Origin of the sequence: Canibacter oris (genome assembly GCF_014197205.1) — a bacterium.
In the GTDB taxonomy this organism is placed as follows: Bacteria; Actinomycetota; Actinomycetes; order Actinomycetales; family Microbacteriaceae; genus Canibacter; species Canibacter oris.
This window is the reverse complement of record NZ_JACIFD010000008.1, coordinates 56413-82637: the sequence shown is the minus strand read 5'-3', so window position 1 is coordinate 82637 and position 26225 is coordinate 56413. Positions and strand designations below refer to the sequence as shown.

The window sequence follows — 26225 nt, the reverse complement described above, 5'->3', positions numbered from 1 at the left end:
ACTATATAGGGGGTTGCATCTGGCTGCGCTGTAGCAGTGCTTGTGCCTCCGGGATGGCTGCCGCGATTTGAGAGGCGCTTGTTGGGGCGGTGCCGCAGGCAGTGGTTGCAGCTTTCTGTGCGGCGACCGCATGCGTGGCAACCGCGGCCATAATCCAATTTACGGCATCCGGATGTTTTGCCCGTGCACAGTTTGTTGCCAAAATGCCAGCCAGCACGTCACCGCTGCCGGCGGTGGCTGCCCACGAATTACCGGCGTCGACAACCGTAAGCTGGCCGACCGGAGTCGTGATGAGGGTTTTGCGTCCTTTGAGTAGCACCGTAGCTCGCAGCCGCATGGCTAGTGCAACGGTCTCTGCAGCCGGATCATGCAGAGGCTTGCCGGTAAGCCGCTCGAATTCCCCAGCATGCGGGGTTAGCACAGTTGGTGCGGTGCGCTGTTGCAGCAGCTGCTGCAATTCTTGCGAATCGGCGAGCAGGGTGAGGCCGTCAGCGTCGATAATCAGCGGTTGCGGGGTGTGGATCAGCCGCCGCAGCGTAGCCGCAGCACTCGCTGAGGTGCTCACGCCAGGCCCGAATACCCAGCAGTCGGTTTTCGTGATAGCAGTGAGATCTGGCTCTAAAACCACCTCCGGGCAGCGCGCAATAACCTCCGCCGCGCAGTCTCCGGCGTAGCGCACCATGCCCGCTCCTGTCTGCACAGCGGCATAGGTCGAGAGCACAGCCGCACCAGGATATGTGGTGCTGCCAGCTACCACCGTGGGCACCCCGCGAGTGTATTTATGGTCGGAGGAAGCGGGGGTTAAATCTGCCAGGGATACGGCATCCCACTGCTTTAATGCCGGGAGCTGCAGAGATGGGTCGGGGTTTTGCCATGCCAGGTGACACTCGATAACAGCCGGCGCGTTAGCGGGGGTAGCAGCGGTGGGTGTTGCGGAGGCAGCGGCGGCCACAGCTGCCGCATCGCTGACCATGGCGAGCAGGCTTTCACCTGCTGCTCCAGTGATATCTGCGTTAAACACCGCGCCGCACGCGTTGCTGAGCGCGTGCGCGAGTCGCAACGGGCCGAATGTCACCGTGTAGTCTGCGGTGACGTGCCGCGCCAGCGGTGTTGTCGCGGCTGGGGTAGTAACCGGTGCGGGAGCGGTGCCGCTGTCTACCGCAATTCCGGTGGGCAGATCCACCGCAACCACAGTGTCTGCTTGCTGCGCTAAACTGTGCCACAGTTCGGCATCTGCGGTGCACAGCGGCGCGCTACCCAAGCCCTGAATAGCATCTACCAAAATCAGGCGCTGCCCGGCAGGAATTTTTCGCTGCGCCAGTGCGGCAATTTCTTCCCTGGAATGCACCTCACATCCCGCGTGCAAAGCGGCGGCGTAAGCAGGTTCGTGCACAGCGCCCTTGGGATGCCACAGCAGCGCCGCGGTTTGATGCCCGGCGGTGGTAAGCAAAGCCGCAGCGTATAGCCCGTCTCCGCCGTTGCCGCCGCCGCCCGCAGCAACTACCACCTGGGCCGGGGTTGGCTGGGCCGCAATGAGTGCGCAGATAAAATCGGCGAGGTGCTGTGCAGCCTGCTGCATTAAAAAATCTGCGGGCGCCGCAGCGATAAGTTCGGCCTCAACCGCTTTAATAATTGCAGAGTGTGCAGCGAGAGTCATGCTTCTATTATTCCGCAGTTGGCAAAACATGAAAAGGGAGAAACCTTTTGGTCTCTCCCTTTTCAGCGTGCCGGTCAGCGCCGCTGCAAACTACTTGCGGCGGCGACCTGTTAGCGCCACGCCAGCAGCAGTGGTCAGCGCACCAACCGCGGCGAAGAGCGGCAGCATATCTGTGCCGGTTTTTGCGAGCTTGCGCTGTGTCTGCTGCGCAGTTGCGCCCTCCGGAGCGGCAGCGGCAGCAGTGTGAGTCGGCGCTGTCACGTGCTCTGGGGTGCGCGGCGTGGTGTCTGGGGTGGCGATAGCCACCGGCGCGTTAACCTGGAAGCTCCGCTGTGCAGTGATGCCGTTTACACTGGTAAACACAGCTTTGTGAGAGCCAGCAAAGTTTGCTGGAACCTTCCAGCTAGCGCGCACCATGCCCTCGGCATCCGCGGTGAAATCACCGACCTTAACTGGGTCGCTGTGCACGGTAAGGCTGACCTGCTCACCGGCTACGAACGGGCCGGCGGTGAAGGTCAGGGTCTCACCCTCGGTGACCTCATCTTTGCTCACCGAGACGGTGGCTGCTGGCAGTTTTTCAACCGTGATATCAACGGTTGCAGTTTTCCCACGAGCCCCGGTAAAGGTAGCTTTGTGAGTGCCCGCTTTGCCGTAGCTTGATAACCACTCGGTGCTTACCTTGCCGCTGGAGTCGGCGGTGAGAGTCGCCACCGCCGTGGTCTCGGTGTCAATTGTGACAGTCACGGTCTCGCCCGGCACAAACGGTCCGGCGCTCAGCTGGGCTTTAGATCCCTCGCGCACCGCAGCAGCAACCTGGGCAGCCGGGGTCGGCAGTGGCTTTACAGTGGCACTGTACTTTGCCACGTATTTATTGTTAGCGAGGGTAGTCAGCACAACCTGCACCTCAGCGGTGCCTGTAAAGCCAGGCTGCGGGGTGAACTTCACAACCCCGTCAGTGATGCTGAAGCTGCCTTTGTCTGCGAGCTTAATTTCGGTTGCTGCAGCTGCGTCGGTGATCTCAACGTCGACCATTGCCAGGGAGTAAGTGGCGCCTGCCGGAGTGTTGGTGAACATTTCAGCAGGGCTAATGCCGCCGGCAGCAACGCTATTAGACAGCTGTGCTTCCTGCTCCCAGCCGGTGGTAGCTGCGTTTACAGTTACAATCGGGTGCAGCGCCTCAGCATCTGCAGAGTCTTGGGCCGCATCGTGCGCCAGCAGTTCCTCAATGGTCTTCGGGTTCAGAGATGTTTCTTCGCCGTTGCGCGGCTTGTCGATGCGCGGTACAGCGGCAACGCTAGTCCAGTCGGTGAACTTGTTGTACTGCAGCCGCACGCTGTTGAGGCTGAGCCTGTTTTCAGCCCAGGTTGCCAAGGGGCTCGGGTCGATGATGAAGTTGTTGCGTAGATCAGCATTGGTAATCGCGCGTAGCTGCGCCAGAGAGGAAATATCGGTGATGCGGTTATGGCGCAGCTCCAAACGCTCAACGTACGGTGTTGTGGCACGCGAAATGCCACTGATGTCGGTGATGCGGTTGTTTTCAGCGGTGAGATGGGTTACACGCTCAGGCACTCCGGTAAGACTGGTAAGACGATTCTCGGATACATCGAGCGTGCTGAGTTCAGCTAGTGCGCGCAGCGCGGAAATATCGGTTACTTTGTTGTTAGCTATGCGCAGGCTTGTGAGTTTGGTGTTAGCGGCCAAGGTGCTGATGTCACGTAGCTGGTTGTTGCTGACGTTCAGGGTGTGCAGCTTACTTGCGCTGGCCAGGGGAGTGAGGTCACTCACAGCTTGGTAGTTGATGTTTAGAGTGTTGAGGTTGCGTGCGTGCTCTAGCCCGGTGAGGTCTTTAATCTTGTGCTCTGGGGCAAGTCGCACGCCCACACAGCTGACGCTCTGCAGTTCTTGCAGCACTTTGTTCACAATCGGGGTGTGTGCCGGCTTATTAAGTGACTCCAAGATGCAGGCACGTAGGGCAGGATCTGGCACGTTCACGTCAAAGGTGGCTTCGCTCGGGTCAGTTAGTGGCGGCGCTGCATTAGGGTCGGTGTAAAGTGAGGGGAACAGCTGCCACAGTACTGGGCTCTGTCGCTCAGGAGCGTTGAGGTCGCCCGTCTGAATCTCAAAAGTAGCCACAAATGGTGCGCCTTTTTCACCCTGATAAAAACCCAACAGGCGCTTTGAAAGCTCGGTAATGCGTGGGCTGTGAGAGTAAATTACCAGGGTGTTGCCACGCACCTCATGCTGTAAATCAGGTAATTCCAGCAGCGCTTGTTTAGTGACTGTTAGCTCTTCACCTCCCGCCAGTGTGCCGGCGGTGTAAGCGTCAACCAGCAGCTTCTTACCAGCAATATCCAGCACCGGGTTGGAGATTTTAACGTTCAAAACCCCCTGATATTTTTGCCAGTGGATCTCGCCACCAAAGCTTAGCTCACCGGTGCCCGGGGTGAAAGTCTGGTTTGCGCTAGCCTGCCACTCCAGATCGCTAGTGCCGTTCAGCACTCCGAGCCCCGCCCGATGTGTTTCGTTTTCAATGCCCACATAATCGCGGAAGCTGGTGCGGAAATTCCAGTTCGCGCTGCCTGACACTAGGGTGTATGGACGTTGCTGCTCAGCTGTCAGCTCCTGGCCAGTCGGGGTGCTCTGGGACCCGGTGGCGGTGGCATTCTGATCGCCGGAGCTGTCCTGTGTTTGGTCAGGCGCAGCATTTGTGTCACTAGTGGTGGAGACAGGAGTCGGCTGCGGTGTTACTTCCTCAGCGAAGGCGCTGCTGTGGGCGCCGAATAGCGTGCTGCAGGTCAGCGCGGTAACCGCCGCGCCGGTAAGGAGCTGCTTGGTGGTTGGCTTCATTGTTGAGTTACTTCCTTAGGAGTTTTACAGATGATGTAGTTAAGTGCGTGCAAACTACATCAGATGTTCATGTATAGGGTAAAACAAGGGGAGGCTATTTTGCAAAACGCGGCGTGCTCTACAGCAAATATTGCAATGTGGTAACAGCGCAGCGAAAATCTGTCACATAGCTGCCGTAAGGTTCTAGGATAAATGCTGTCGTCTGTTTGACGAGCAATATCAATTGCGCAACTGTGCGCACATCACGAGGGAGTGTAAGTGACTACACAAGCAATAAACACCGGCGCTGTCGCGACAGAAGCCGACGGCTTCAAGCGTGATATGGGCTTCTGGGGTAACCTGGCGCTCGGTTTCACCTATCTGTCACCGGTTGTGGCGGTTTACACCACGCTGGCAATTGGCCTGGGCATCGCTGGTCCGCCAGCGTTCTGGGTGGTTATGCTTGCAGCTGTTGGTCAGCTGCTGGTTGCCCTGGTGTTCGGCGAGGTGGTGTCGCAGTACCCAATCGCCGGCGGTATTTACCCATGGAACCGTCGCCTCTGGGGTCCGAAGTGGGGCTGGTTTAGTGGCTGGGTCTACACCTTTGCAATCTGCGCCACTATTGCCTCTGTGGCTTACGGCGCAGGCCCGTTCCTGGGGCTTGTAATCGGCGTTGACACCTCTGCGCCGCTGCCAGTTGTGGGTCTTGCAATCGGCATAATTCTGTTTGCAACCCTGGTGAACTTCGGCGGTACCAAATTGCTGTCGCAGGTGGCTTTCTGGGGCTTCGTGGCAGAAATCATCGCGACCCTCGTAATTGGTATCTGGCTGCTGGTCGGTGGCCGCAAGCACGACCTCAGCGTGCTGTTCATGGATCTGCGTCCGGCAGAGTTGATGCAGTCACAGACCTTCGTTGCTGCCTTGGCCGCCGCCGCAATCACCGGCATCTTCCTGTTCTACGGTTTCGAAGCCTGTGGTGACGTCGCCGAAGAGGTTAAGAACCCAGGTGTAGTGGTGCCACGCGCGATGCGCATGACCATCTACGTCGGCGGTATGGCGGCTGCCTTCATCTCCCTGGGTCTGATTCTGGCGGTGCCAGACTACCAGGCCGTGATGAACGGCACCGCAACCGACCCGGTCGGCGAGATCTTCGTCAGCGTTTTCGGTCCAAACGGCTTCAAGGTGCTGATGGCGATCGTGCTTATCTCTTTCATCAGCTGCGTCATCTCATTGCAGGCAGCGGCTTCACGCCTGCTGTACTCAATGGGTCGAGACAAGCAGCTGCCTGGCTCGGCATTGCTCACCAAGTTCAACCACAAGCGTCATGTGCCACCGTTTGCAATGCTCGCGGCTGCAGTCTTCCCAATCGTAGTGGTGCTAATCTCACTGCTCAGCCCAGACGCGCTGCTAGCGGTTATCTCATTCTGCTCCTTCGGCATCTACTTCGCGTTCAGCATGGTGACCGTAGCGTCACTGCGAGCGCGCCTGAAGGGCTGGAAACCTGCTGGTCCGTTCAAGCTCGGCGCTTGGGGTCTGCCGGTAACCGTGCTGGCGCTAATCTGGCAGATTTTCGGCATGTACATCGTGATTCGCCCTGCGGAGGCAGACAATTGGGTGCAGAGCTGGCTGGTGGCACTGTCAGCCGCGGCGGTGCTCGGCTTTGGCCTGATCTACATGTTCGTGGCAAAACCATACAGTAAGACCACCGCTCCGGCTGGAGACGCAGTGTAATTCTAAACAGCAGCTATGGCTGTGGGTGGCTGGCGGCGCCGGCGTGATAGCATTTTTGTGGATCGCGCCGGCGCCGTCGCTGTGTCTCGGGCACATGGTGAGCAAAGTCGGATGGCAAGGCGAGCAGACGCGCCGACAAAAGTCGATTTGACCTCGCTTTCAAAATGCTGTAATTTATATAGAGTTGCAGCGCAACATTGGCCTATGGTGTAATTGGCAACACGGCTGATTCTGGTTCAGTTGTTCTTGGTTCGAGTCCAGGTAGGCCAGCAAATAACCCCGACATGCAGTGTCGGGGTTTTGCTTTTTCTGCTTCCCGCACCATGACAAATGTCACTGTTAATTCCGGTGATTCGACACTGCCCTCAAGGCAACCCAGTGCGTGATGATTGAAGCATGAATCAAGAAAATGTTGTCACTCTTACAAACGTGACCAAGAGCTTCGGCAGCGGTGAGAACCTTGTCACCGCTCTCCGTGACGTTAGTCTGCAAATCAACAGCGGCGAAATTGTGGCGCTGCTGGGGCCCAACGGCTCCGGTAAGAGCACCGCTTTAGACGTTGCGCTCGGGCTACTGCAACCAGACAGCGGCAGTGCGGCGCTGTTTGGGCTCACCCCAAAACAGGCCATCTGCGAGGGCAAAGTGGGGGTGCTGTTCCAGTCAGGGTCCTTGTTGCCTGACCTTACCGTGCAAGAAACCCTGGAAATGGTTGCGGCGCTGCACCACGGCGGACGCAGTGTCGCCGAGGTGATGCAGCGCTCCGGTATCAGCGACATTGCGAAGCGCCGAGTCGGGAAGTGCTCCGGCGGCCAGCAGCAAAAACTGCGGTTTGCCTTGGCACTGCTGCCTGATCCACAACTGCTAATCCTTGACGAGCCAACCGTCGGGATGGATGTTACTGCCCGGCAGGCGTTCTGGGCGGCGCTAGAGCAGGAAGCCGCTATGGGGCGCACAATTATTTTTGCGACCCACTACCTGCAAGAGGCCGCCGACTTTGCGCAGCGGGTAATCGTGCTGGATGCCGGCAAGGTTATCGCCGATGACAGTGTGATTAACCTGCAAAACCGTGTCAGCCGCAAAACCGTGACGGCGCAGTGGCCAGACGCTACCGCCGCTCAGTTGCAGCAGATTCCTGCCGCCTTGAAGCTGCACTGCAGCGGCGACAGGGTGGCGATTGAAACCACCGACGCTGATGCCGTTGCACGCTATCTGCTCACCGCGACAACCGCCACGCAGCTCGAAATTGCTGTGGCCTCGCTAGAAAACATCTTCACCATGCTGACAAACGCAGAGGAAAGCCAAAATGTCTAACACCATCGCAATGCAGAAAAACTTTAGCGTCCGATACGCACTGCTTGATTTAAAACGCAACCTGCTGATCGTCAGCGCCACTTTCTTCGCGATTGCGCTGCCAGTGTGCATGTACCTGATTTTCGGCACAATGGCCGACTACAGTGAGATTGAGCTTGCCAATGGCTCCGGCAACGTCGGCGCGGCGGTGATGGTAGGGATGGCAACCTACGGTGCGCTCACCGCTGCGGTGGGACTGACCGCGAGCGCCGCAGTTGAGCTGCACACCGGCTGGGGGAGACAGCTGGCGGTGACGCCGTTGTCTCACACCGGCTACGTGCTAAACAAAATCGTGGTCACCATCATCTTCTCCGCGCTACCGGTGGTTGCGGTGCTGGCAGCGGGCGCGCTCTCCGGAGCGCGGATGCAGTGGTATCTGTGGCTCACGATTCCAGGGCTAATCTTGGTGTGCGCGGTAATGTTTTCGCTGTACGGCTTGGCGTTTGGTTTGCTGTTCCGTAGCGAAACGGCAAATAACGCCGCCGGTGGTCTGCTGGTGCTGTTCATGTTCATGGGTAACGGCTTTGCGCCGCTCAGCGGTGTGCTGCTTGAGTTGTCGGTGTTTACACCGGCGTGGGGTGTGCTGCAACTGACCAAGTGGCCGCTAATGGAGGGAACGACTTTCGACATCGGCTCCGATGCACTCGTGCAGTATGAAATGTGGCAGGTGGCAGCTAATATTGGGGTGTGGACTTTGATCTTCGCGGTGCTGTGCTTCGTGGGGGCGCGCCGCCATACCGGTCGAAAATAAAATGGGGTTGGAGATAGCCGTGCAGCAGCCAATGCGGAGAGTGGTTGAGCGTATTTATATGCTCTTCTGGTTAGTCTTCCTGCTCTCGCCGCTACTGTGCATCTGGCTGGTTCCAATCGTGCATAGCCTGCCGCTGCAGCTTTTGGCGACAGTCACCACCGTTGCTTTCGGGGTTTGCTACGCAATCTATTTGCTGCGCAACTTTGACGACGGCGTCCGACCCGCCCGCGTTCGCGAGCTGCTGCGTCAGGTTGTGATTTTGACGCTGCTTGCGGGCTGCACAGCTCCGGTGCTCGGAGGCTACACCATCAGTTTCACGCCGTATCTGCTGGCGCTGCTGGTTTATGCGCGGCCGGTGCGCGAGGCGTTGCTGTGGTTTGCAGCTATCTTGGGTTTTTCCTTGGTGCTCTATCTAGCAACGCAGATTAACATTTGGGGATTTTTGGGTCCGACAATCTCCAACGTTTTTATTCTGCTGGGGCGAGTGCAAATGCATATGGAGGAGCGCGCGGCTGCAGATCATGAGAAAGCAGTGGTGGCGCGGGAGCGCGAGCTTATTGCCCGTAACATTCACGATATCCTGGGTCACAGTCTTACGGTGCTAGCACTCAAAACTCAGGTTGCGCAGCAATATTTGGCGGTGGATCAGTCTCGCACAGCGACCGAGCTAGACGGTATTTCGCGGCTCACGCAGCAGGCCCTGAGTCAGGTGCGCAGCGCCGCTTATCAGCTTGGCAACCTGGATTTGGAGTCGCAGGTAGCAGCGGCAGCAGCGGCCCTAGAAGATGCGGAGATTACGGTGCACCGTTCCGGCTCTTGGGGCAATTGGCAGCCTGAGCAGCGAGCTTTCGTGGCCTGGCTGGTGCGTGAAGCTGTGACGAATGTGCTGCGTCATTCTGCTGCGACTTCCTGCTGGCTATCCTTCGGTGAACGACAAGCCCAGGTGCGTGACAACGGCAACGGGTTTAACGTGGCCGTGCAGGGCTTCGGGTTAAGCGGTCTGCAAGCTCGGGCACTGGAGTCGGGTTATGATTTGAGCGTTTCCAGTGGTAGCGATGGAACCGCAGTGACGGTGCAGTGGTGAGGAAACGGTGATGATAAAGGTTCTGCTTGCCGACGATCAAACCCTGGTGCGTGATGCGCTGCGGGCCCTGCTGGAGCTGCAGCCGGGTATCCAGGTGGTTGCTGAGGCTGCCACCGGCACTGCGGCTTTGGAGCTGTGTTTAAATACCGCAGCTGATGTGGCGCTCTTAGATATTGAGATGCCTCAGATGTCCGGTATTGACGTGGTGCAGCGGCTGCGTGAGGCCGGGAACAATTTACCGGCTTTGATGGTTACCACTTTTGGTCGGCCTGGATATGTCGAGCGCGCATTAGCTGCGGGAGCAAACGGCTTTGTGGTTAAAGACGCTCCTGCGGCAGAACTTGTGGCCGCCATCGAGGCAGTTTTGCAGGGCAAAACGGTGGTGGATCCGCAATTAGCAGTAAGCGCCCTGGCGGTGCGTTCGCCGTTAACTCCGCGCGAACTGGAAGTGTTGCGAGCGGCGGCTGATGGCGCTGCGGTGCGTGCTGTGGCGCAGCGCTTACACCTTTCTGTCGGCACGGTACGCAATCACCTCTCAGCGATTAATCACAAGCTGGGAGTTGAGAGCCGGGCTGCTGCTGTCTATGAGGCGCAGCAGGCGGGGTGGCTCTAGATGCTCTGGCTTGGCAGGGCTATCATCGCGGCGGTTTAGCTGCGCTTGAGGCGCCGGCTGCTGTTTTTCATAAGACGACTGTTCGGAGCCGCGAGGTGAGAATGTTTTTCAAGAACGGCAGAATGGTCCGAAAAGTGTTTAGATTGAATTGAATACACATTTAGGAGGTTGCTATGTGTCAGAAAGTTATGTGCGCTGCGTGCCAAAAGCCAACCTGGCAGGGGTGCGGTCAGCATATCGAAGAAGCTCTAGCGGGTGTTGCTGAGCAAGATCGCTGCCACTGCCCGCGCTAGGCGCAGCACGCTGGTTACCCTTGTAGATGCGTGTGACACGCCGATGGTGCTTAGATTTGTGCAGATTGTATCTGGTCTGTATAGTTAATTGAGTTGCAGGTGATAAAAACCAGCAGCGGCCCCATCGTATAGCGGCCTAGTACGCCGCCCTCTCACGGCGGTAACGCGGGTTCGAATCCCGCTGGGGTCACAAACAGCAAAAGTCCCAAGACAAATTGTCTTGGGACTTTTGCTTTCTTTTGAACGTGTTAATGGTTAATGCACCTGAAGATTGGCTAGTTGGTTCTGTGATTGGGTGATGTTATAAAATTATTGGGTTAACTTCGTCCGTTAAGTTATCAATTTTGTTCGCAAGGTAATTAAGCTAAAGAAAGATCAGTATGAAGAGAACTATTGCTCTGTTCTCAGCAGCTACCTTACTTGTTGCCGGACTCACTTCATTTGCTGGCGTTAGCGCTGCACATGCAGCCGACAGCACCATTTACGTGAAGCAATCCGCTAACGGTGACGGCACCACTGCTGATAACGCCCTGAACAGCCTAGATGCAGCTCTTGCAAAAGCTAGCGATGGTGACACGATTGAGATTGTCGGCACCTATGTGCGTGAAGGAGGTAGCAACCTCAATATTGATAAAGCGGTTACCATTCAGGGCGGCAATTTGATTTTGCGTTATGGATGCCGATCATAAAGTTTTTTTGACTGAGGATGCGACATTCAAAAATATCACCTTGGAGTCGCGGCCAGAGTCAAATTCTGATTTTAGAATTTTTGCTAACGGTTATCGCTTAACCTTTGACGGTGTTACAACAGTTCAAAAGACGTCTTCGAACGCCCCGACTATTTACACCGGCAAAGTTAAAGAGAATCTTGGTGACGGGATCGAATCCCGGGTAGAGTTTAAAAATTCTCCTGCAAAAACTATCTTGAACGGCATTAAAGCAGGGGATGAAAGCTTAGAATCCGTTTCGCAGACACCGGCAGAGATTGTGCTTGACGCGAATGTCGGCATTGCTCAGGGTAAAGAGATAAATCTAGGCAAAAATGCTGCGAATGTGCATCTCAAATCTACAACGGCAAACTTTAAGCGCTTAGTCGCGACAGACGCACCAAATGCAACAGTGACTTTAACTTTGCCAGGTCAAGAAATTGAGGCTGACTTTATTGACTTGGCTTCACTCTTTGTGACCCACGGCAAAGTTACTCTTGGTGAAGATTCCAACCTCACCGGTGGCGTGGGAGTGCTTGTTGGCGCTGTACTTGATGTGCGCAAAGTAATGGAACGAGACGGTGGCGAGTTCCGTATTAAAGGGAACACTGGCGGCGAAGGGCAAATCCATATTAATGGTGGTGTCAGCGCAATCTATTTCGAGGGTGATGCAAACGCCATGAATGTCGTGATTCAGAATCACGATGCAGCTAACCAGCCGCTTAACGAGCATACATACGTCTATTATGACAGCGGTAAGGTAGTTTTGAGCGCGGCTCATCAGCTGCCTAACTGCAAATATAACTTTGAGAGTGGCGTTGCCACAGTAGCATGCACAGAGGTTAAAAAAGCTGTAAGTCTCAGTGTTACTGCAGTGAACACAACCGATCCATTATTTGTGATTGAAACAACACAAAAAGACGGTGAAGTTTCCGCTGCTGCATATTTTGAAAACCTCTTACCCGAACTGCAAAAACACCCGCGATTGGTGCTATTAACAGAATCCGATGGAGCTGCCCCGGTAATTGAAAACGACAAGGCAATTACCATCGAATGGCAAGCGCGCGAGGCTGGGGCATTCAAAATTAAAGATACTGACGGAACTTTGAGCGCTGCTATGCCATACACAGTAACTACTGATGCTGTGGCGCAGCAAGTTTCATACTCGTTACCTGCACCACCATCAGGAAAACGCTATAAAGTTGGTATGCCGGGAGAAAAAATATTTTGACGGGGGACGCACGTTTCGTTGATTTGGTGTTTGAACTTGAGCTAATTTCAGATCCGCAACAACCTGGCGGTAATCCGGCCGATAACGGTAACGCTAATGGTAACGGCAACGACTCTCTGCCTGGTGAGGCAAGCGGGCTCGGTGTTAAACCAGGTGATACTACTCAGCCTGAAACTCAAAACCAGCATGCAACAGAAATTAAACCGCAGGGAATGGTGCAAGGTGAGGCAGCGGATAAAAGAGCGCGCCTCGCAGATACCGGGGCTAGTGGAAGCAACCTGCAGTTGCCAATTGCTGCATTAGTACTGGGCGCATTACTACTCACTGCGCGTCAACGTTATCGCTAGAAAATTTCGGCAGAAAACATAATTAAATAACCAAGTGCGGGGCATAGCATCATAACTGTGCCCCGCATTCATTTTGGGGCATTTGTACACCTCAAAGCACGCGGAACAAGGCTGAAAACAAATTTATATTCGAAACGTAGACTAATTTTTAGCTATTTAAGATATCAAAGCTAGTGAGGATGCAAATTACTTGACAGATATTTAGCAGTAGACATACAATTTCCCTACCAGGCATAGCCCTTGGTTAATAAAGGAGTTAATCATGAAAAATCTGCGAAAAAAAAGCGCTACAGTTCTGCTAGCAGCCGGGATAATATTTGCCGGTACCGGAACCGCGGGTGCAGCAATATCTGCTGGTGGAGGTAGCTGGGACTATGGTGTTGACTATTGGAGCATGAAAACTTGGTCTAATTACTACCATGCTACAAAGGTGCATAGTAGTACGGCTTGTAATGCTAATCGATGTGTTAGTAGCGGTCCGACTCCTAAAGATAGATGGTCTTATGCAAGTCTCCGTGCTACCTGGGGTGGTAACACTTCATATTGGAATAATTAGTTTTGTTTTGGCTTGCCTCGTCCGAAAACGAGGCAAGCCAAAACAGTGATAAAACAAAAATTATGTTCTATAAACCATCATGTCTCGCCTCACTACAGCACGAATAATCGCGTGGATTGCTTCTGCTGTTCTAGCTCTAATATCATTGGCTGCAGCATTTGTCTATCTGCAAGAATCAGATGGGTATGCGCCTGAGTTTGTAACCCATGGATTTCAGATTAAAGAATTAACTGAGTTAGGGCAACCTAGCGATGTAATTTCAGATATTAACGCTGCAGCCGCTCATGGTGAAGCTAACATTTATAAGCCTGATATTTATTTTGCTGCCGAAACAGTTAACTTTGATTACTATCTTTTTGCTGCAGACTCTAGTGGCGTTTACGGCAGTGTTGTGACAGGAACCTTCCCCGCATTCGGCAAAAAATATCCGCAACGCCTTTTGCCCGCCGCTGATATTCGTAAAGAATCAATACTGTTAGGCACATATTACGTTGACGGCGACCTATTGGAAACTAAAAAGATACTTGATTACCTCAGCGAAAGAGGAATCACGGCGACTCTGATAGTGCAACCGCAGTCTTGGCTGCAATATTGGATTAGTGTAGTAAATACTACTTGGGGAGGTGCATTATTTATTGCAACCATCAGCTTATTTGTGGCGCTGCTTAATTTATGTTCGTGCCGCTTGACTATACCAGCTTTGCGACGAGCGGTTGGTGTGAGCAAAACAAAAATTACTATTTATGAGCTTGGAGAGATAGTAGCGCCTTTATGCTTAGCAGTGGTTATGCCAGGATTATTATTGACTCTTTATGCGGTAATTTTTGCTGACGGATATCGTGTACGGACTATCGCAGTTATAACTCTTAGTCAGTTGATAATTACTTTGATTCTCGCAACGGTGTTTGCTTTTGTCGTTTTTGTTACGGTTGGAGCAGTAGCATCAGGTAGACTGCTTAAAGGCTGGCAGCCGTTAAAAGCTATCGCTGTAAGTTCTGCTTTGACAATAATTATATCGAGCTTTTTTGTTGGGAGCGCAGCTAACGAAGTCTCAGCTGCATACATGAGACTTGTGCAATCCGACAAAGTAAATGAATCGCTGCAATCAGCGCCTGGCTTAGTTCGGCCGGCTTTTAGTTACAGTATTCTGGCCGCAGATAATAGTCTGATAAACGCTGGGATGCGTGAAATTTTTCGACAGTTAGAGTCTGAAGGATCAGCGCTAGTGATACAGAGCGATTTCGCCGTGGAAAACGATAATCAGGAACCTGAATCAAAGCTAGCGGTGGTCAATGCGAATTTTTGCCGGCTATTCACGAATTTGCCTGAAACACTTATCAGTGAATTGGAGGAATCAGCGTTACAGCAAGACGTTGCTGTCGCGGTCTTTCCCCAGGAATTATCAGGGGCAGATAAGGACAACGTAATAAAGCAGATTAACGAATGGCTGGAATTCCAGCAAAGCATTAAAAATCCGGATGTGCAGCATGAAGCTGTTAAGTTGATAATTCAAACTTATGAAGCGGACGCGATTCCAACGATGGTATTTGACGAAACCTTTCCGACGCTATTAGAAAGTCCCGTTCTGTTAGCAATAAGTGCTAACAATCTGTTTCTAAGTGATGAGTTCTACGCAAATAACGGGATTTATACAGACGTAACGCAGCTCGAACAAGCATTAGAAAATCAGGATATACGCTATGCAATTGCCGCGTTTGATGATATTGCGGCAGAGTCTAGTCTTTATCTGATGAATCAGAAATCGCAAATGGTGATAGCCGCTAGCGGTATGCTGGCAAGTTTAGTGATGTTGGTGCTAGGAAGCATTATTCTTACTGGCGCATATTTTTCTAGCACGGTGCAAGCTGTTTTCCTAAAAACGATAACCGGCAACAGTTTTTGGGTTATTCACCGCACATTCATCCTAGCTACGGCTACTTTCGTTACGGCTCCGCTGCTGTGGAGCACAGTGTTTTTAAGGCTACCACATTTAATAGCACTTAGCGGAATTACGGTTATGACTACAGTTGTTATAAGCAGCACTTACGTAACTTTGAAAATTTTTTCACGTACTTTAAACAGCGCGGCATTGGAGATGTCATGATTAAAGTTTATGAGAACCTTGGCATTAAATGCGCAGGAGTTGTTTTCTCTTATGACGAAACTCCGCTCATCAACGAGTTGTCTTTCGCTGTTGAACCAGGTTCGTTCACCGCGCTATGGGGTGAAAGTGGCGTGGGAAAAAGCACATTGTTGCAGTGCATCGGGTCTTTACTTACACCGACAGCTGGCGAAATTTTTGTCTGTGGCGAAAACGTGCTGCAACTGAAGGGTAAAAGAAAACGAGCTTTTCTACGTGACACGGTGGGATTCGTGTTTCAAAATTCCGGAATCGTTGCATCTTGGACCGTGCAGAAAAACCTTGAAGTCGGAGGTTTTTCGATAAGACAAGAACCAGTGCGTTTACAAAAAGCCCTAGACGATTTTGGTATTGATAGACAAATGCTCAAATGTGCCGCACATAGGTTGAGTGGTGGGCAGCAACAGCGCGTAGCTTTGGCTAGAGTTGCTCTGCAGCAACCGAAAGTGTTGCTGCTTGACGAGCCAACTTCAGCACTCGACGATCTCAATACAGCTCGTGTCATAGCATTCATTCAAGAATTTTGTGATGCCGGTGGAACCGTGCTTTCTGCCACGCATGATGCTCGACTGCTAGCTGCCTCAGATTATCAAATCACTATTTGATTTATTTGTTAAGATTAAGGCCGTATGCAGCAAAAATTTACGATACGTATGGCTACGCCGGCAGACGCCGCTGCCGCAATCGATTTTAAAGAGCAGTGTTGGCGCTGGGCGTACGCTGATATTTTCCCGCCAGAGGTGTTTGAAACAGTTTACGGGGCTGAGTCTAAGTCGGGAATTGTGTCGTACTGGGAGCAGTTAATTACTGGCGGTGCGAAGGCTTGGCTTGCGGAGCTTGCAATCGAGAGCGCAGGTGCTACGATAGCTGCTGCAGAGACACCACAAGACGTCGAAATCATTGGAATCGCGATGGCGAATCCGAGCCGTGACGCTGACTCTCCGACAGAGATCGAACTCAGTGTGCTCTACGTCTCGCCGCAGCATCAAAATTCTGGAGTGGGTACGGCGCTGCTGCAGCGTGCCCTGGGGGATAGCCCTGCGATGCTGTGGATGCTCCAAGGCAATCAGCGAGGTCAGCGCTTCTATGAAGCAAAGGGTTTTCGATTCGACGGCGGGGCCCGGAAAATTTTTAGCTCCCACGGCGACTTCACCGAGTTAAGAATCTTGCGTCAGTAACCGGTTGTATCACGGCACCGCACAGTTGAGAGTTTTTGCAGTAAACATTTCGGCGGCTGATTGTAGACTTGTTTTAGCATCAGCAGCGAGGGGAAAAGATGACAGAGACGAAGTCACAGCCAGTCGAAAAAGGCGGGTTCTTAAAGTTTATTCGCGACCTTTTGGTGATTGTGATCGGCGCTCTCGTGCTGTCAGTGCTGCTAAAAACTTTTCTGATTAGGTCTTTCTACATTCCCTCAAGCTCCATGGAGCAAACCCTGTTGATTGATGACCGGGTTATGGTGAATCAGCTGGTGCCAGACGTAGTACCGGTGCAGCGTGGTGACGTCGTGGTTTTTAAAGACCCCGGCGGGTGGCTTTTGGGACATCCAAAACCAGATTTGACACCGCTGCAAAAAGCGTTAGAGTTCATCGGTCTGCAGCCTGAAACTTCAGGCGAATACCTCATCAAGCGGGTCATCGCAGTGGGAGGTGACCGTGTTGCTTGCTGCACTGCGGAGGGCAAAATCACGGTTAATGGCGTTGCTATCGACGAGACATACATTCAAAAACCGGCCGGCCAAACAGCAGCCAGCGCAGTGCCTTTCGATGTCGTAGTGCCAGAAAACTCCTACTGGGTGCTTGGCGATAACCGCTATGCTTCGCAGGATTCTCGCTTCCAAACGGAAACCCCGAGTAAAGGTTTTGTGCCGCAAGAAAACATTGTCGGTCGCGCGTTCCTCCTGCACTGGCCGCTGCAGCGATTTGGCATCATCGGCAATCACCCTGCCGTCTTTGACCACCTCGATAACACCGGCCAATAATAATGGCTGGCCTAAACAACTGCACCAAAGACCCGACGCTGGAGTTTGAGCTGGAGCTGCTGCTGCGCTATCGGCAGGTGATCGCCCTGGATGAAGCCGGGCGCGGTGCCCTCGCCGGGCCAGTAGCCGTGGGAGCACAGCTGTTCACTGCCGCGACCGGGGAGCCACCAGCCGGCATCCGTGACTCTAAACTGCTCAGCGAAAAGAAACGCGAAGCGCTCTACGACGAAGTGCTTGCCTGGGAGACCGGCACAGTCTGCTTCGCTGCCGCACAAACAATCGACGACGCCGGGCTCACCCGCGCCCTCGGGCACGCAGCCGCGCAGGCAATCACTGCGGTGCTCGATCCAGCAACCCTGAACGTGCAACAAACCGTGATTCTGCTTGACGGCAAACACAACTGGGTAACCGCGGCGCTGCCACAGCAGCTACGTGAAATTCCGGTCATCACTAAGGTCGGGGCGGATCGCGCCTGCCTCGCGGTTGCCGCCGCTAGTATCAGGGCAAAAGTGGCGCGTGACCGGCTGCTTCGGCAACTGCACGAAGAATACCCTGGCTATGGCTGGGACACCAATAAAGGCTATGGATCAGCCGCCCACACCCAGGCAATCAGAGAGCTCGGGGCAACCCCGCAGCACCGGCTGACCTGGCTGAAGGTGCCCGCTGATCCACTATTTTAGAATCGCAAGCAACAAAGGAGCACAGATGACACAGCGAGCAGACGGCCGGGCAGCGAATGAACTGCGGCCGATAACTATCGAGCGTGGCTGGAGCGAGCAGGCGGAAGGATCTTGCCTGATCAGCTTCGGCAAAACCAGGGTTTTGTGCACTGCATCATTCACCGCCGGAGTACCCAGGTGGCTAACCGGGCAGGGCAAAGGCTGGGTTACTGCAGAGTACGCGATGCTGCCGCGCTCCACCGGGGAACGGATGCAACGCGAAGCAGTGAAAGGCAAAATCGGGGGGCGCACCCACGAGATTTCCAGGCTTATCGGTCGCAGTCTGCGGGCAGTTGTTGACACCAAAGCGCTGGGTGAGAATACCATCGTGATTGACTGCGATGTGCTGCAAGCAGACGGCGGAACCCGCACCGCGGCAATCACCGGCGCATATGTTGCGTTAGCTGATGCGATTGCCTGGGCCAAGCAGGAGCGTCTGGTGCCCCAGAAAGCCGAGGTTTTAACTGACGCGGTGGCCGCGATTTCAGTGGGGGTTGTGAAGGGAACCCCGGTTGTGGATCTGCCATACGTTGAGGATTCCACCGCTGACACCGATATGAACGTGGTGATGGCTGGAAATGGCAACTTTATTGAGGTGCAGGGGACCGCTGAGGGTGCCCCGTTTTCGATGGCAGAACTGCAAACCATGCTGCAGCTTGCGGGCGATGCCGCTCAGCAGCTCTTTGAGAAACAGCGCGAGGCGCTATCCACGACACTGTAACCGTGTGCTGCATGGTGGTTTTGGCTGGGATGGCGGTCACGGTGTAACCGGGCTGCCGGCTAGGCCGTGGTGACATCTGCCGTGACTGGGCCGGCAGCTACTGGCTGCTCGCCCGTGCCTCAGCTTTGAAAGCTGCCGACCGCTCCTCGTAGTCTTTAAACTCGTTAAAGCTCGGGGCGCCAGGGGAGAGCAAGATTGTATCTCCGGCGGCGGTGAGGCTGCGTGCAGCGGTAACCGCAGCGGCAAAACTATCAGCTACCTGTAGCCGCGGAAAATCAGTGCCGACCAGCTCGGCAAAACGCTGTCCTGCCGGGCCCATCGCAATCACCGTCAGATCAGCGCTAGCAGTATCGCGTGTCTCCCGTAGATAATCACGCAGCACCCCAAAATCGAGGTTCCGCTCAGCACCGCCAAACAGCAGCGCCGTTTTGCCGGATCCACCACAGCTTTGTAATGCCGCAATTACTGCCTCCGGAGCTGTTGCCAGACCGTCGTCTATCCAGCGGCGGCCATCGCTGGTGGGCACTCGCTCCAAGCGGGTTGCCAAAGGTTTGAAGCTGGTAAGTGCTGTCAGCAGTGCTGCGCGCGGTACCTGTTGCAGCAGCGGGTGCAGTGCGCACACCGTCAAAGCCAGAGTGGCGTTGTGGAAATTGTGTAAGCCCAGGAACTGCAGCTCGGCTGCAGCAAGCGACCCGACCCCATCCCAGCTGATGCCGGCAGCGCTGGCGTGCAGTCCCAGCTCGCTGGGCAGGGTTACCACAGTGTTTGCAGCTGCTGCGCCGAGCGCGTCACGCAGAGTGTCGCGTAGCTCAGCCGTGGCGGTTACCAGATGGGCACAACCGTGCGCAAACAGGTTGGTTTTATCGCTGACATAGGTGGCAAAATCGCCGTGCCACGGTAAATGCTCCGGATACAGCGAAGTGAAGACGCCGAACCGCGGGGAAGCGGTCACCTCCGCCGCCTGGTAGCTGGAAACCTCAGCAACAACCACAGCGGCAGCTGCGCCCAACTGAGTGGTTAAGGGCACCCCGAGGTTGCCGCCAATCACCGCGTGCACGCCAACAGTGTTAAAAATATGGTTCACCATGCTGGAGGTGGTGCTTTTGCCCTTGGTGCCGGTCACCGCTACCGTACGATCACCGTAGTCGCTCAACCACAGATCCATCAGCGAGGTGAAAACCACGCCGCTTTGCCGCAATGCTTGATATTCCGGCGCCGTGTGCGGGATGCCCGGAGACTTCACAATCACCTCAGCGCGTTGCAGGGCAGCCATTGCGGCGGCGTGATCCGCACCCCCTGTGATAACGGTGTCGGCGACGATGCCAAGCTGTCGCAGCATTTCTTGGGCGGCGAGACCCTCACGCCCCGCACCCCAAATAACCACGTCTTTGCCGATAAGATCTCTAGATTTCACGCACAGTCTCCAAGAGGTTAGCCGGGATAAAATTCCGCTCCTGCTGCGGTGCAAACACCTCGGCCACCTCAGCCTCGGTAGCGTACAGGGCCGCAACCGCCGGATGCTGCAACAGTGCAGTCTGCTGCCAGGCAGGGTTCGCTGCAGCGAGTGTTAAAGCGACCCGGCATTCCAGCGGTTCGCCGACGCACTCGAACGGCTTTTGCCGCGCGGCTTCGCCCATCAGGTCAAGGAAGCCACCGACTTGCTGCGCCTCATCAAAAAGGTTGCGGCCGCCAAAAATTGCGGTGAGCTCTTCCGGTGGCAGAAACGGAGCAAGCATTAAGAAAATAAACTGGCATTTCGGGCACTCGCCGCACCAGGAAGTGTCGGCCCCGGCAGCCATTGTGAAGGCACGGTTGCAGCTGGTAAAAACCCGATGGAACGGCCGCTGCTTAGCAAAGTTGCGGGCGATGCGAATCTCGTTTAGGGGGCGCAGCAGGGAGCAGTACTGCGGTGCGCCTGATGGCAAGCTCTCGCGCAAAAGCGCCTCAAATGCGCTGCTCTTTGACCACTGGTGGTTGATATCGTAGCCGTGCCACGACACGTTGCCGTAGGAGGCGCCTGCTTCGTTGCTGAAAATAACTGCGTCAAGGCCGTGCGCCCACGCTGTGAGCACCGCGATGAGGGAGTTAATTGCGGTCACTGGCACGTGGCCGTTCGGGTACCCCTGCTTGTTGAGTTCAAAAAGGTGTGGATCAAGCTGGCGTGACGCGGTCATGAGTGGCACCTGAGCGGTGTCCGCCGTGTCAAGCATCGGGCGCTTCGGGTTGATTGCGAAACCGTGGACTGTAACACCCGCGCGCTGCAACGCTAGAAGCGACACAATAGAGTCTTTGCCGCCGCCGATGGCGCACAGTGCCGTGCTGATTGCTGGCGGGGTGGCCTGCGTTGCTGCAAAGTTTCCCGCATCGGGGCTTTCTGCCTCCGCAACCTCGGCGCTGGCGGCGCCCTCGGCTGTGGTTGCTGCATCCGCGCGGCCGGTAGGCAGCGCTAAAATCTGCGGGTTTAGCGCCTCGGGAATGTTATTCACAAAGGCAAACTCGCCCAAGCCGCCACGCAAAATCGCCCGCAAAAAGCGGTGTTCTTGCACGTTTAAGCCAGCGGCAACACTGATTGGAGCCGGGGCAAAAGCCTTGTAGTAGCTCAGCCCCGCAGCCAGTGACAGTAGGCGCAGGGTGGCCGCAAGCTGCTGGGCCGGGATGCGATCAAGGTCGCGGCTGAATGTAATGCGCTCGGTGAATTCGTGGGTGCTGCCATCTGCGGCAAGCGCCCGGTAGGGCAGTAACACCTGCTTGTCAGCGTAATGCGGAGGGAGGAACGTAAATTCAGCCTGCATGCTTCAAGCCTATTACAGCGATTTGCGCTTTTAATTGATTTACACTGATAGTGTCATGCTGCGCAGCTGCGTGCGCGGCGAAATATAGCTATTACGGGGTGAAAGAAAAATGTCACAGATTGTGCTGGCCAGTCGGAACGCGCATAAACTAGCGGAGCTTGAGCGGGTTTTGGGCCCGGCGCTGCCCGGTTATCAGTTCGTTGCTGATGACGGCCCGGAGCCGGTTGAAAACGGCACTTCGTTTGCGCAGAATGCGCTGCTGAAAGCCCGCGCGGCGGCGCAGCGCACCGGGCAGGTTGTGCTGGCAGACGATAGCGGCATTGCGGTTGATATCTTAGGTGGATCACCGGGCATTTTTTCCGCGCGGTGGGCGGGGCCGCAGCGCAGTGACAACGACAACCTCGAACTGCTGCTGTGGCAGTTGCAGGATGTACCTGACACGGCGCGCGGTGCTGCTTTCGTGTGCGCCGCGGCTGCGGTATTGCCGGAGCCAAACGGAGAATTTACCGAGCTTACGGTGGTAGCTGAATGGCCAGGGGAGATTCTCCGGGAGCGTAGTGGAGAACACGGGTTCGGATATGATCCAATTTTCCGCCCCGCAGGCTTTCAGGTGTCGGCGGCGCAGCTGGAGCCGGCGGTAAAAGACAGCATCAGCCATCGCTTCCGGGCATTTAGTGAGCTAGCGCCGAAACTCGCTGCGCTGCTTCCCAGCGCGTGACGGTATGCTCTTAAATATGGCTGAAGAAACTGTTTTCGGGAAAATTGTGAAGGGTGAGATTCAGGTCGAATTTCTCGCCGAAACTGAGCGGGTTGTGGCTTTCGCAGATATGCATCCGCAGGCGCAGGTGCATATCCTGGTGATCCCCAAAACCACAGCCTATGCTAACGTCACTGAGCTAGCTGCGGGCGATCCGCAGTTGTTGGCGGAGATGGTTGCGGTTGCGAAGCAGCTTGCTGCTGAACACGCAGATGGTGACTATCGCTTAATTTTTAACAACGGCGCTGCTGCTGGGCAGACTGTATTCCATGTGCACGCGCATGTTTTAGCTGGCGACCTCGCGGAGCGGAGGATGGTTGGATAACGTAAAACACAGCACCGATGGTGAAGTGTCGGCGCACCAGATCCGGCGATCGCTGCTGCTCACCGGAGTGCACCTGCCGAGTTTTGTGGGGGTAAACGAGCAGCTGCTCGAAGACCTCGCCACAGCGCACCCGGAGGTGCATTTTCATCTGCGCGATCACCTGCTAACCCTGAGCGGGGAAGCGGCAGCAGTTGATTTTGCCGAAAAAGTGGTGTTGGAGATGCTGGAGGTAGCGCGCCTTAAAGGCAACCCTAGTAAAAGAGATTTGGCACAGCTTTCTAAGTTTGGCACAGAGGTGACCGGCAAAGGTAAAGAGCTTGCAGCCCCGATTGTGGAGGTGCGCGGCAGAGCGATCCGCCCCCAGACTCCTGGGCAGCGCGAATACGTCGCCGCGATGCAGGAAAACCCCGTGGTGTTTTGCACCGGTCCTGCCGGCAGCGGCAAAACCTTTTTGGCGATTGCTCTCGCAGTGCAGGCGCTGAAGCGGCGCGAGGTTGCGAAAATCGTGCTAACCCGGCCAGCTGTTGAAGCCGGTGAGCGGCTCGGCTATCTGCCGGGCTCCCTGGAGGAAAAAATCGACCCGTATCTGCGACCACTGTTTGATGCGCTTAGCAGTATGCTCGACGCGGAAACAGTGCCGAAGCTGCTCGAATCTGGCACCGTCGAGGTGGCGCCGCTAGCGTACATGCGTGGTCGCACCCTCAACGAAGCGTTTGTGATTCTCGACGAGGCGCAAAACACCACCCCGGAACAAATGAAAATGTTTCTGACCCGCCTCGGTTACGATTCGCGCATGGTTATCACCGGCGATGTCACTCAGGTGGATCTCGCCGGCGGGCGCAGTGGCTTAAAGGACGCGCTGGGGATTCTCACAGACGTGCCAGGCATTGGCTTTGCTGAGCTAACCAGCGATGATATTGTGCGTAATGATCTGGTCAGCCGTATTGTTGACGCCTATGCGGAGGCGCAAAACTAATGACCATAGCTGTTGCCGAAGTGCCAGAAAACTACCGCGGTGAGCTGCAAGCAGAAGCGCTTTGCGCGCTCACCGCGTTCGTGCTGCGTCAATTGTACGTTGACCCGCTGAGTGAGGTCGCTATCACTTTCGTTGATGAGGCCGAGATGGAGCAGCTGCACCTGGATTGGATGCAGCTGCCGGGCGCCACCGATGTGATGAGCTTCCCGATGGATGAGCTGCGTCCCGGCACTGCTGAGCATCTTGCAGGCCCGGGCATGCTCGGCGATGTGGTGGTGTGTCTGCCGGTTGCCGCCGCGCAGGCAGAAGCCGCGGGGCACCCGCTGCAGGCAGAGGTGCAGCTGCTGGTGACGCACAGCCTGCTGCACCTGCTCGGCTATGACCACGACAACCCGCTTGCCGAAGCTGAAATGTTTGGGCTGCAACGACAGCTGCTGGCTGATTATGCAGCGGAGGGAATGTGATGTCTGCCGGGCTGGCTGTGATGTTTGTTTTGGCCGCGGCGCTGTTGCTGGTGCTCGGCGGCTGTTTTGCGGCGGCAGAAGCCGCCCTCAGCCTGCGTAGCCGCGCTGACCTTTACCGCTTAGCGGAGGGCAACAGCCGACAGGACCGCGCGATTAGGGCAATTGCTGACGAAGAGGCACTGCACCTGGCCGCGGCAAGTTTTTCTCGCGTTATCGCCGAAAGCCTGGCGGCAACCCTAATCACTGCGGTGCTGCTGCAAACCATCGCGAATCTCTGGTTGGCGCTGCTGTGTTCGGCGCTGCTGCTGATTATCTCAACCTTTTTGCTCGTCGGTGCCAGCCCACGTAAGCTCGGTATCGCGCACCCTACCGCAACAATCAAAATGCTGGCGGGTCTGCTCAGTTTTAACCGCGTGGTGCTTGGCCCCGCCGCGGGCGCGCTGCAGCGCTTTAGCAGCTCGGTTGCTTTGCGCAGCGCCACCAGGCACGATGACGAAGAAGCTGAAAATCCGCTTTTGAGTATTGTGGATCGCGCCGCCGAAGCCGAGGTGTTAGAAGAGATCGACCGCGAGTATATTCACTCCATTCTGAAACTTGGCGACACCAGGGTGCACGAAACCATGGTGCCGCGGCCGGATATGCACACCGTGCCGGCGCAGGCTACGATGCGCGAAGCCCTGGAGGCGCTGCTGGCAAGCCGCCACTCCCGGATGCCCGTAATCGCGGCGGAAGCTGATGACGTGCTCGGGGTGATCCACCTGCGTGATGCTGCTGGTTTTGTGCTGCGCTACCCGGAAGAAGCCGACACCGCGAGCGTCACGCGAATGATGAAGCAGGCGCTTTTTGTGCCGGACTTGATGACCGCTAATGATCTGCTGACCCAGATGCAGGCGGAGAATAACCACCTCGCCCTGGCGGTTGACGAGTATGGCGGAATATCCGGCCTGGTGACGCTTGAGGATCTGCTGGAGGAGCTCATCGGTGACATTTACGATGAGCATGATCGGGAGGATCAGGAAGCCGCCGCCCAGGCTGACGGCAGTTTTGAGGTCAGTCCGCGGCTGGCGGTTGCGGAGCTTGGCGAACTGTTTGAGATTGAGCTTGAAGATTCTGATGCCAACACCGTTGGCGGGCTGTTCGTGAAAGAGCTAGGTCGTCTCGCGGACACCGGCGACCAGGTTGTGGTTGCCGGCATTAAACTGGTGACAACAGATGTTGATAGGCGCCAAAACATTAATATGATTCGCGCGGAGTGGGTCGGTGAGGAAAACAAACATGACGGAAGCTAAAGAGTTTCGTGCCGGCTTTGTGAGCTTTGTGGGGCGCCCCAACGTCGGTAAATCGACGCTCACTAACGCGCTTGTCGGTGAGAAGATTGCTATCACCAGTCCGAAGCCGCAAACCACGCGGCGCGCGATCCGGGCGGTTGCGCATCGCCCGGACGGGCAAATTATTATCGTTGACACCCCGGGCATGCACCGCCCGCGAAAGCTGCTTGGGGAGCGACTGAACGCGGTTGTGACCAGCACCCTCGGTGACGTTGACGTAATCGGAATGTGTTTTGCCGCGGGTGAAAAAATTGGCCCGGGCGACAGGTTCATTTTTGACCAGCTGCAGAAATTCCCGACTGCCAAAAAGGTTGCGATTATCACCAAGCTTGATGTGAATCACAAAGCAGAGGTGTTTGAGCGGCTGGTAGAGGTGGATCAGCTCGGCGAGTGGGACGCGGTGGTGCCGGTTTCTGCGGTCAGCGGCGAACAGCTCGACGTGCTGCAGCAGGTGCTGGTGTCGTTGCTGCCGGTTTCGGAGCCGCTCTACGAGGCAACGCACGTCACCGATGAAACCCCGGACGATTTAATCGCGGAACTGATCCGCGAGTCAGCGCTTGCCGGAGCCCGCGATGAGCTGCCGCACTCTCTCGCTGCGGTTGTGAATGACACCGAAACTGATGATGAGGGCCGGCTGCACATTTACGCCAGCCTAATTGTGGAGCGCGACAGTCAAAAAGGTATTGTAATCGGTAAAGGGGGATCACGCCTCAGTACTATTCGACAGTTCGCGCGGAAGGAAATTAGCCGCGCCCTGGGTCGCAGTGTGTCACTGCACCTGCAGGTAAAGGTGCTGAAAGAGTGGCAAAACGACCCGAAATCGCTTGGAAAGCTTGGTTTTTAGCTGCTAGCTAATATAAACTATGGGTATGCGTG

At 55.4% G+C, this 26225-nt stretch carries 25 protein-coding genes and 2 tRNA genes; 23 read left to right on the top strand and 4 right to left on the bottom strand.

The features are described 5' to 3' along the window. Position 1: 1 nt before the first annotated feature. A complete protein-coding gene (locus F5897_RS04970) occupies positions 2-1657 on the bottom strand; it encodes an NAD(P)H-hydrate dehydratase (RefSeq protein WP_183304701.1) in 1656 nt (551 codons plus the stop codon). 90 nt (positions 1658-1747) lie between these two features. Next, positions 1748-4504, bottom strand: a complete 2757-nt coding sequence (locus F5897_RS04965; protein ID WP_183304700.1) for a leucine-rich repeat domain-containing protein — start codon at positions 4502-4504, stop codon at positions 1748-1750. Positions 4505-4762: 258 nt separating this feature from the next. Here F5897_RS04965 and F5897_RS04960 point away from each other — a divergent pair, with 258 nt between their 5' ends. From F5897_RS04960 to rph, 17 genes are all read left to right on the top strand, one after another. Continuing rightward, positions 4763-6214, top strand: coding sequence for an amino acid permease (locus F5897_RS04960; RefSeq protein WP_233574309.1), 1452 nt, complete (start codon positions 4763-4765; stop codon positions 6212-6214). Between the two features lie 198 nt (positions 6215-6412). Then, positions 6413-6484 (top strand) — tRNA-Gln (locus F5897_RS04955). Between the two features lie 126 nt (positions 6485-6610). Continuing rightward, on the top strand, positions 6611-7525 hold the full coding sequence (locus F5897_RS04950; protein WP_183304699.1) for an ABC transporter ATP-binding protein: 915 nt from the start codon (positions 6611-6613) through the stop codon (positions 7523-7525). Beyond that, on the top strand, positions 7518-8315 hold the full coding sequence (locus tag F5897_RS04945) for an ABC transporter permease (protein WP_246332244.1): 798 nt from the start codon (positions 7518-7520) through the stop codon (positions 8313-8315). Before F5897_RS04950 ends, F5897_RS04945 begins: the two co-directional genes overlap by 8 nt. A 58-nt stretch (positions 8316-8373) precedes the next feature. Then, complete coding sequence (locus tag F5897_RS04940; protein ID WP_183304698.1) at positions 8374-9399, top strand: sensor histidine kinase; 1026 nt, start codon at positions 8374-8376, stop codon at positions 9397-9399. Positions 9400-9409: 10 nt separating this feature from the next. After that, positions 9410-10012 (top strand): response regulator transcription factor, encoded by a 603-nt coding sequence (locus tag F5897_RS04935; protein ID WP_183304697.1) that lies wholly within the window; start codon positions 9410-9412, stop codon positions 10010-10012. Between the two features lie 410 nt (positions 10013-10422). Continuing rightward, positions 10423-10495, top strand: a tRNA-Glu gene (locus F5897_RS04930). A 190-nt stretch (positions 10496-10685) separates the two neighbouring features. Further along, entirely contained in the window at positions 10686-10994 is a 309-nt protein-coding gene (locus tag F5897_RS04925; RefSeq protein ID WP_183304696.1) for a hypothetical protein, read from the top strand. Further along, on the top strand, positions 10978-12243 hold the full coding sequence (locus F5897_RS04920) for a hypothetical protein (RefSeq protein WP_183304695.1): 1266 nt from the start codon (positions 10978-10980) through the stop codon (positions 12241-12243). The genes F5897_RS04925 and F5897_RS04920 overlap by 17 nt, the downstream gene beginning before the upstream one ends. Further along, positions 12240-12590 carry a hypothetical protein gene (locus F5897_RS04915; RefSeq protein WP_183304694.1) on the top strand — a complete coding sequence of 117 codons (351 nt, stop codon included), beginning with the start codon at positions 12240-12242 and terminating at the stop codon, positions 12588-12590. The genes F5897_RS04920 and F5897_RS04915 overlap by 4 nt, the downstream gene beginning before the upstream one ends. A 262-nt stretch (positions 12591-12852) precedes the next feature. Beyond that, entirely contained in the window at positions 12853-13146 is a 294-nt protein-coding gene (locus F5897_RS08015) for a lactococcin 972 family bacteriocin (protein ID WP_183304693.1), read from the top strand. A 79-nt stretch (positions 13147-13225) separates the two neighbouring features. After that, positions 13226-15250, top strand: a complete 2025-nt coding sequence (locus F5897_RS04905; RefSeq protein ID WP_183304692.1) for a hypothetical protein — start codon at positions 13226-13228, stop codon at positions 15248-15250. After that, positions 15247-15891 carry an ABC transporter ATP-binding protein gene (locus F5897_RS04900; RefSeq protein ID WP_124824218.1) on the top strand — a complete coding sequence of 215 codons (645 nt, stop codon included), beginning with the start codon at positions 15247-15249 and terminating at the stop codon, positions 15889-15891. The genes F5897_RS04905 and F5897_RS04900 overlap by 4 nt, the downstream gene beginning before the upstream one ends. A gap of 24 nt (positions 15892-15915) precedes the next feature. Beyond that, a complete protein-coding gene (locus F5897_RS04895) occupies positions 15916-16464 on the top strand; it encodes a GNAT family N-acetyltransferase (RefSeq protein WP_183304691.1) in 549 nt (182 codons plus the stop codon). Positions 16465-16562: 98 nt separating this feature from the next. Further along, positions 16563-17267, top strand: coding sequence for a signal peptidase I (lepB, locus tag F5897_RS04890; protein ID WP_183304690.1), 705 nt, complete (start codon positions 16563-16565; stop codon positions 17265-17267). 2 nt (positions 17268-17269) lie between these two features. Beyond that, entirely contained in the window at positions 17270-17947 is a 678-nt protein-coding gene (locus tag F5897_RS04885; RefSeq protein ID WP_183304689.1) for a ribonuclease HII, read from the top strand. Between the two features lie 25 nt (positions 17948-17972). After that, a complete protein-coding gene (gene rph / locus F5897_RS04880; protein ID WP_183304688.1) occupies positions 17973-18707 on the top strand; it encodes a ribonuclease PH in 735 nt (244 codons plus the stop codon). Positions 18708-18804: 97 nt separating this feature from the next. On the opposite strand, the gene murD is transcribed toward rph, so the two are convergent. Together murD and F5897_RS04870 are read right to left on the bottom strand one after the other, a co-directional pair. After that, positions 18805-20121 carry a UDP-N-acetylmuramoyl-L-alanine--D-glutamate ligase gene (gene murD / locus F5897_RS04875; protein ID WP_183304687.1) on the bottom strand — a complete coding sequence of 439 codons (1317 nt, stop codon included), beginning with the start codon at positions 20119-20121 and terminating at the stop codon, positions 18805-18807. Beyond that, positions 20111-21499 carry a MurL-like N-terminal domain-containing gene (locus F5897_RS04870; protein ID WP_183304686.1) on the bottom strand — a complete coding sequence of 463 codons (1389 nt, stop codon included), beginning with the start codon at positions 21497-21499 and terminating at the stop codon, positions 20111-20113. The genes murD and F5897_RS04870 overlap by 11 nt, the downstream gene beginning before the upstream one ends. Before the next feature lie 109 nt (positions 21500-21608). Between F5897_RS04870 and F5897_RS04865 the strand changes: the two genes are divergently transcribed. Genes F5897_RS04865 through era form a run of 6 tightly spaced genes read left to right on the top strand, consistent with a single transcriptional unit; the run spans position 21609 to position 26193 of the window. Beyond that, positions 21609-22217, top strand: coding sequence for a non-canonical purine NTP pyrophosphatase (locus F5897_RS04865; protein WP_183304685.1), 609 nt, complete (start codon positions 21609-21611; stop codon positions 22215-22217). Between the two features lie 16 nt (positions 22218-22233). After that, entirely contained in the window at positions 22234-22581 is a 348-nt protein-coding gene (locus F5897_RS04860; RefSeq protein WP_183304684.1) for an HIT domain-containing protein, read from the top strand. Then, positions 22574-23557: a PhoH family protein gene (locus F5897_RS04855; protein WP_221221297.1), complete on the top strand. Its 984-nt coding sequence runs from the start codon at positions 22574-22576 to the stop codon at positions 23555-23557. Before F5897_RS04860 ends, F5897_RS04855 begins: the two co-directional genes overlap by 8 nt. After that, positions 23557-24021: an rRNA maturation RNase YbeY gene (gene ybeY / locus F5897_RS04850; RefSeq protein ID WP_124824209.1), complete on the top strand. Its 465-nt coding sequence runs from the start codon at positions 23557-23559 to the stop codon at positions 24019-24021. The genes F5897_RS04855 and ybeY overlap by 1 nt, the downstream gene beginning before the upstream one ends. Continuing rightward, on the top strand, positions 24021-25310 hold the full coding sequence (locus F5897_RS04845; RefSeq protein ID WP_183304683.1) for a hemolysin family protein: 1290 nt from the start codon (positions 24021-24023) through the stop codon (positions 25308-25310). Before ybeY ends, F5897_RS04845 begins: the two co-directional genes overlap by 1 nt. After that, entirely contained in the window at positions 25297-26193 is an 897-nt protein-coding gene (era, locus tag F5897_RS04840) for a GTPase Era (RefSeq protein ID WP_183304682.1), read from the top strand. The genes F5897_RS04845 and era overlap by 14 nt, the downstream gene beginning before the upstream one ends. Positions 26194-26225 lie beyond the last annotated feature (32 nt).

Coding starts and splice junctions, on each gene's coding strand:
- F5897_RS04970 (WP_183304701.1), bottom strand. CDS start 1,657: ATGACTCTCGCTGCACACTCTGCAATTATTAAAGCGGTTGAGGCCGAA.
- F5897_RS04965 (WP_183304700.1), bottom strand. CDS start 4,504: ATGAAGCCAACCACCAAGCAGCTCCTTACCGGCGCGGCGGTTACCGCG.
- F5897_RS04950 (WP_183304699.1), top strand. CDS start 6,611: ATGAATCAAGAAAATGTTGTCACTCTTACAAACGTGACCAAGAGCTTC.
- F5897_RS04945 (WP_246332244.1), top strand. CDS start 7,518: ATGTCTAACACCATCGCAATGCAGAAAAACTTTAGCGTCCGATACGCA.
- F5897_RS04940 (WP_183304698.1), top strand. CDS start 8,374: ATGCTCTTCTGGTTAGTCTTCCTGCTCTCGCCGCTACTGTGCATCTGG.
- F5897_RS04935 (WP_183304697.1), top strand. CDS start 9,410: ATGATAAAGGTTCTGCTTGCCGACGATCAAACCCTGGTGCGTGATGCG.
- F5897_RS04925 (WP_183304696.1), top strand. CDS start 10,686: ATGAAGAGAACTATTGCTCTGTTCTCAGCAGCTACCTTACTTGTTGCC.
- F5897_RS04920 (WP_183304695.1), top strand. CDS start 10,978: ATGGATGCCGATCATAAAGTTTTTTTGACTGAGGATGCGACATTCAAA.
- F5897_RS08015 (WP_183304693.1), top strand. CDS start 12,853: ATGAAAAATCTGCGAAAAAAAAGCGCTACAGTTCTGCTAGCAGCCGGG.
- F5897_RS04905 (WP_183304692.1), top strand. CDS start 13,226: ATGTCTCGCCTCACTACAGCACGAATAATCGCGTGGATTGCTTCTGCT.
- F5897_RS04900 (WP_124824218.1), top strand. CDS start 15,247: ATGATTAAAGTTTATGAGAACCTTGGCATTAAATGCGCAGGAGTTGTT.
- F5897_RS04895 (WP_183304691.1), top strand. CDS start 15,916: ATGCAGCAAAAATTTACGATACGTATGGCTACGCCGGCAGACGCCGCT.
- lepB (WP_183304690.1), top strand. CDS start 16,563: ATGACAGAGACGAAGTCACAGCCAGTCGAAAAAGGCGGGTTCTTAAAG.
- F5897_RS04885 (WP_183304689.1), top strand. CDS start 17,270: ATGGCTGGCCTAAACAACTGCACCAAAGACCCGACGCTGGAGTTTGAG.
- rph (WP_183304688.1), top strand. CDS start 17,973: ATGACACAGCGAGCAGACGGCCGGGCAGCGAATGAACTGCGGCCGATA.
- F5897_RS04870 (WP_183304686.1), bottom strand. CDS start 21,499: ATGCAGGCTGAATTTACGTTCCTCCCTCCGCATTACGCTGACAAGCAG.
- F5897_RS04865 (WP_183304685.1), top strand. CDS start 21,609: ATGTCACAGATTGTGCTGGCCAGTCGGAACGCGCATAAACTAGCGGAG.
- F5897_RS04860 (WP_183304684.1), top strand. CDS start 22,234: ATGGCTGAAGAAACTGTTTTCGGGAAAATTGTGAAGGGTGAGATTCAG.
- ybeY (WP_124824209.1), top strand. CDS start 23,557: ATGACCATAGCTGTTGCCGAAGTGCCAGAAAACTACCGCGGTGAGCTG.
- F5897_RS04845 (WP_183304683.1), top strand. CDS start 24,021: ATGTCTGCCGGGCTGGCTGTGATGTTTGTTTTGGCCGCGGCGCTGTTG.
- era (WP_183304682.1), top strand. CDS start 25,297: ATGACGGAAGCTAAAGAGTTTCGTGCCGGCTTTGTGAGCTTTGTGGGG.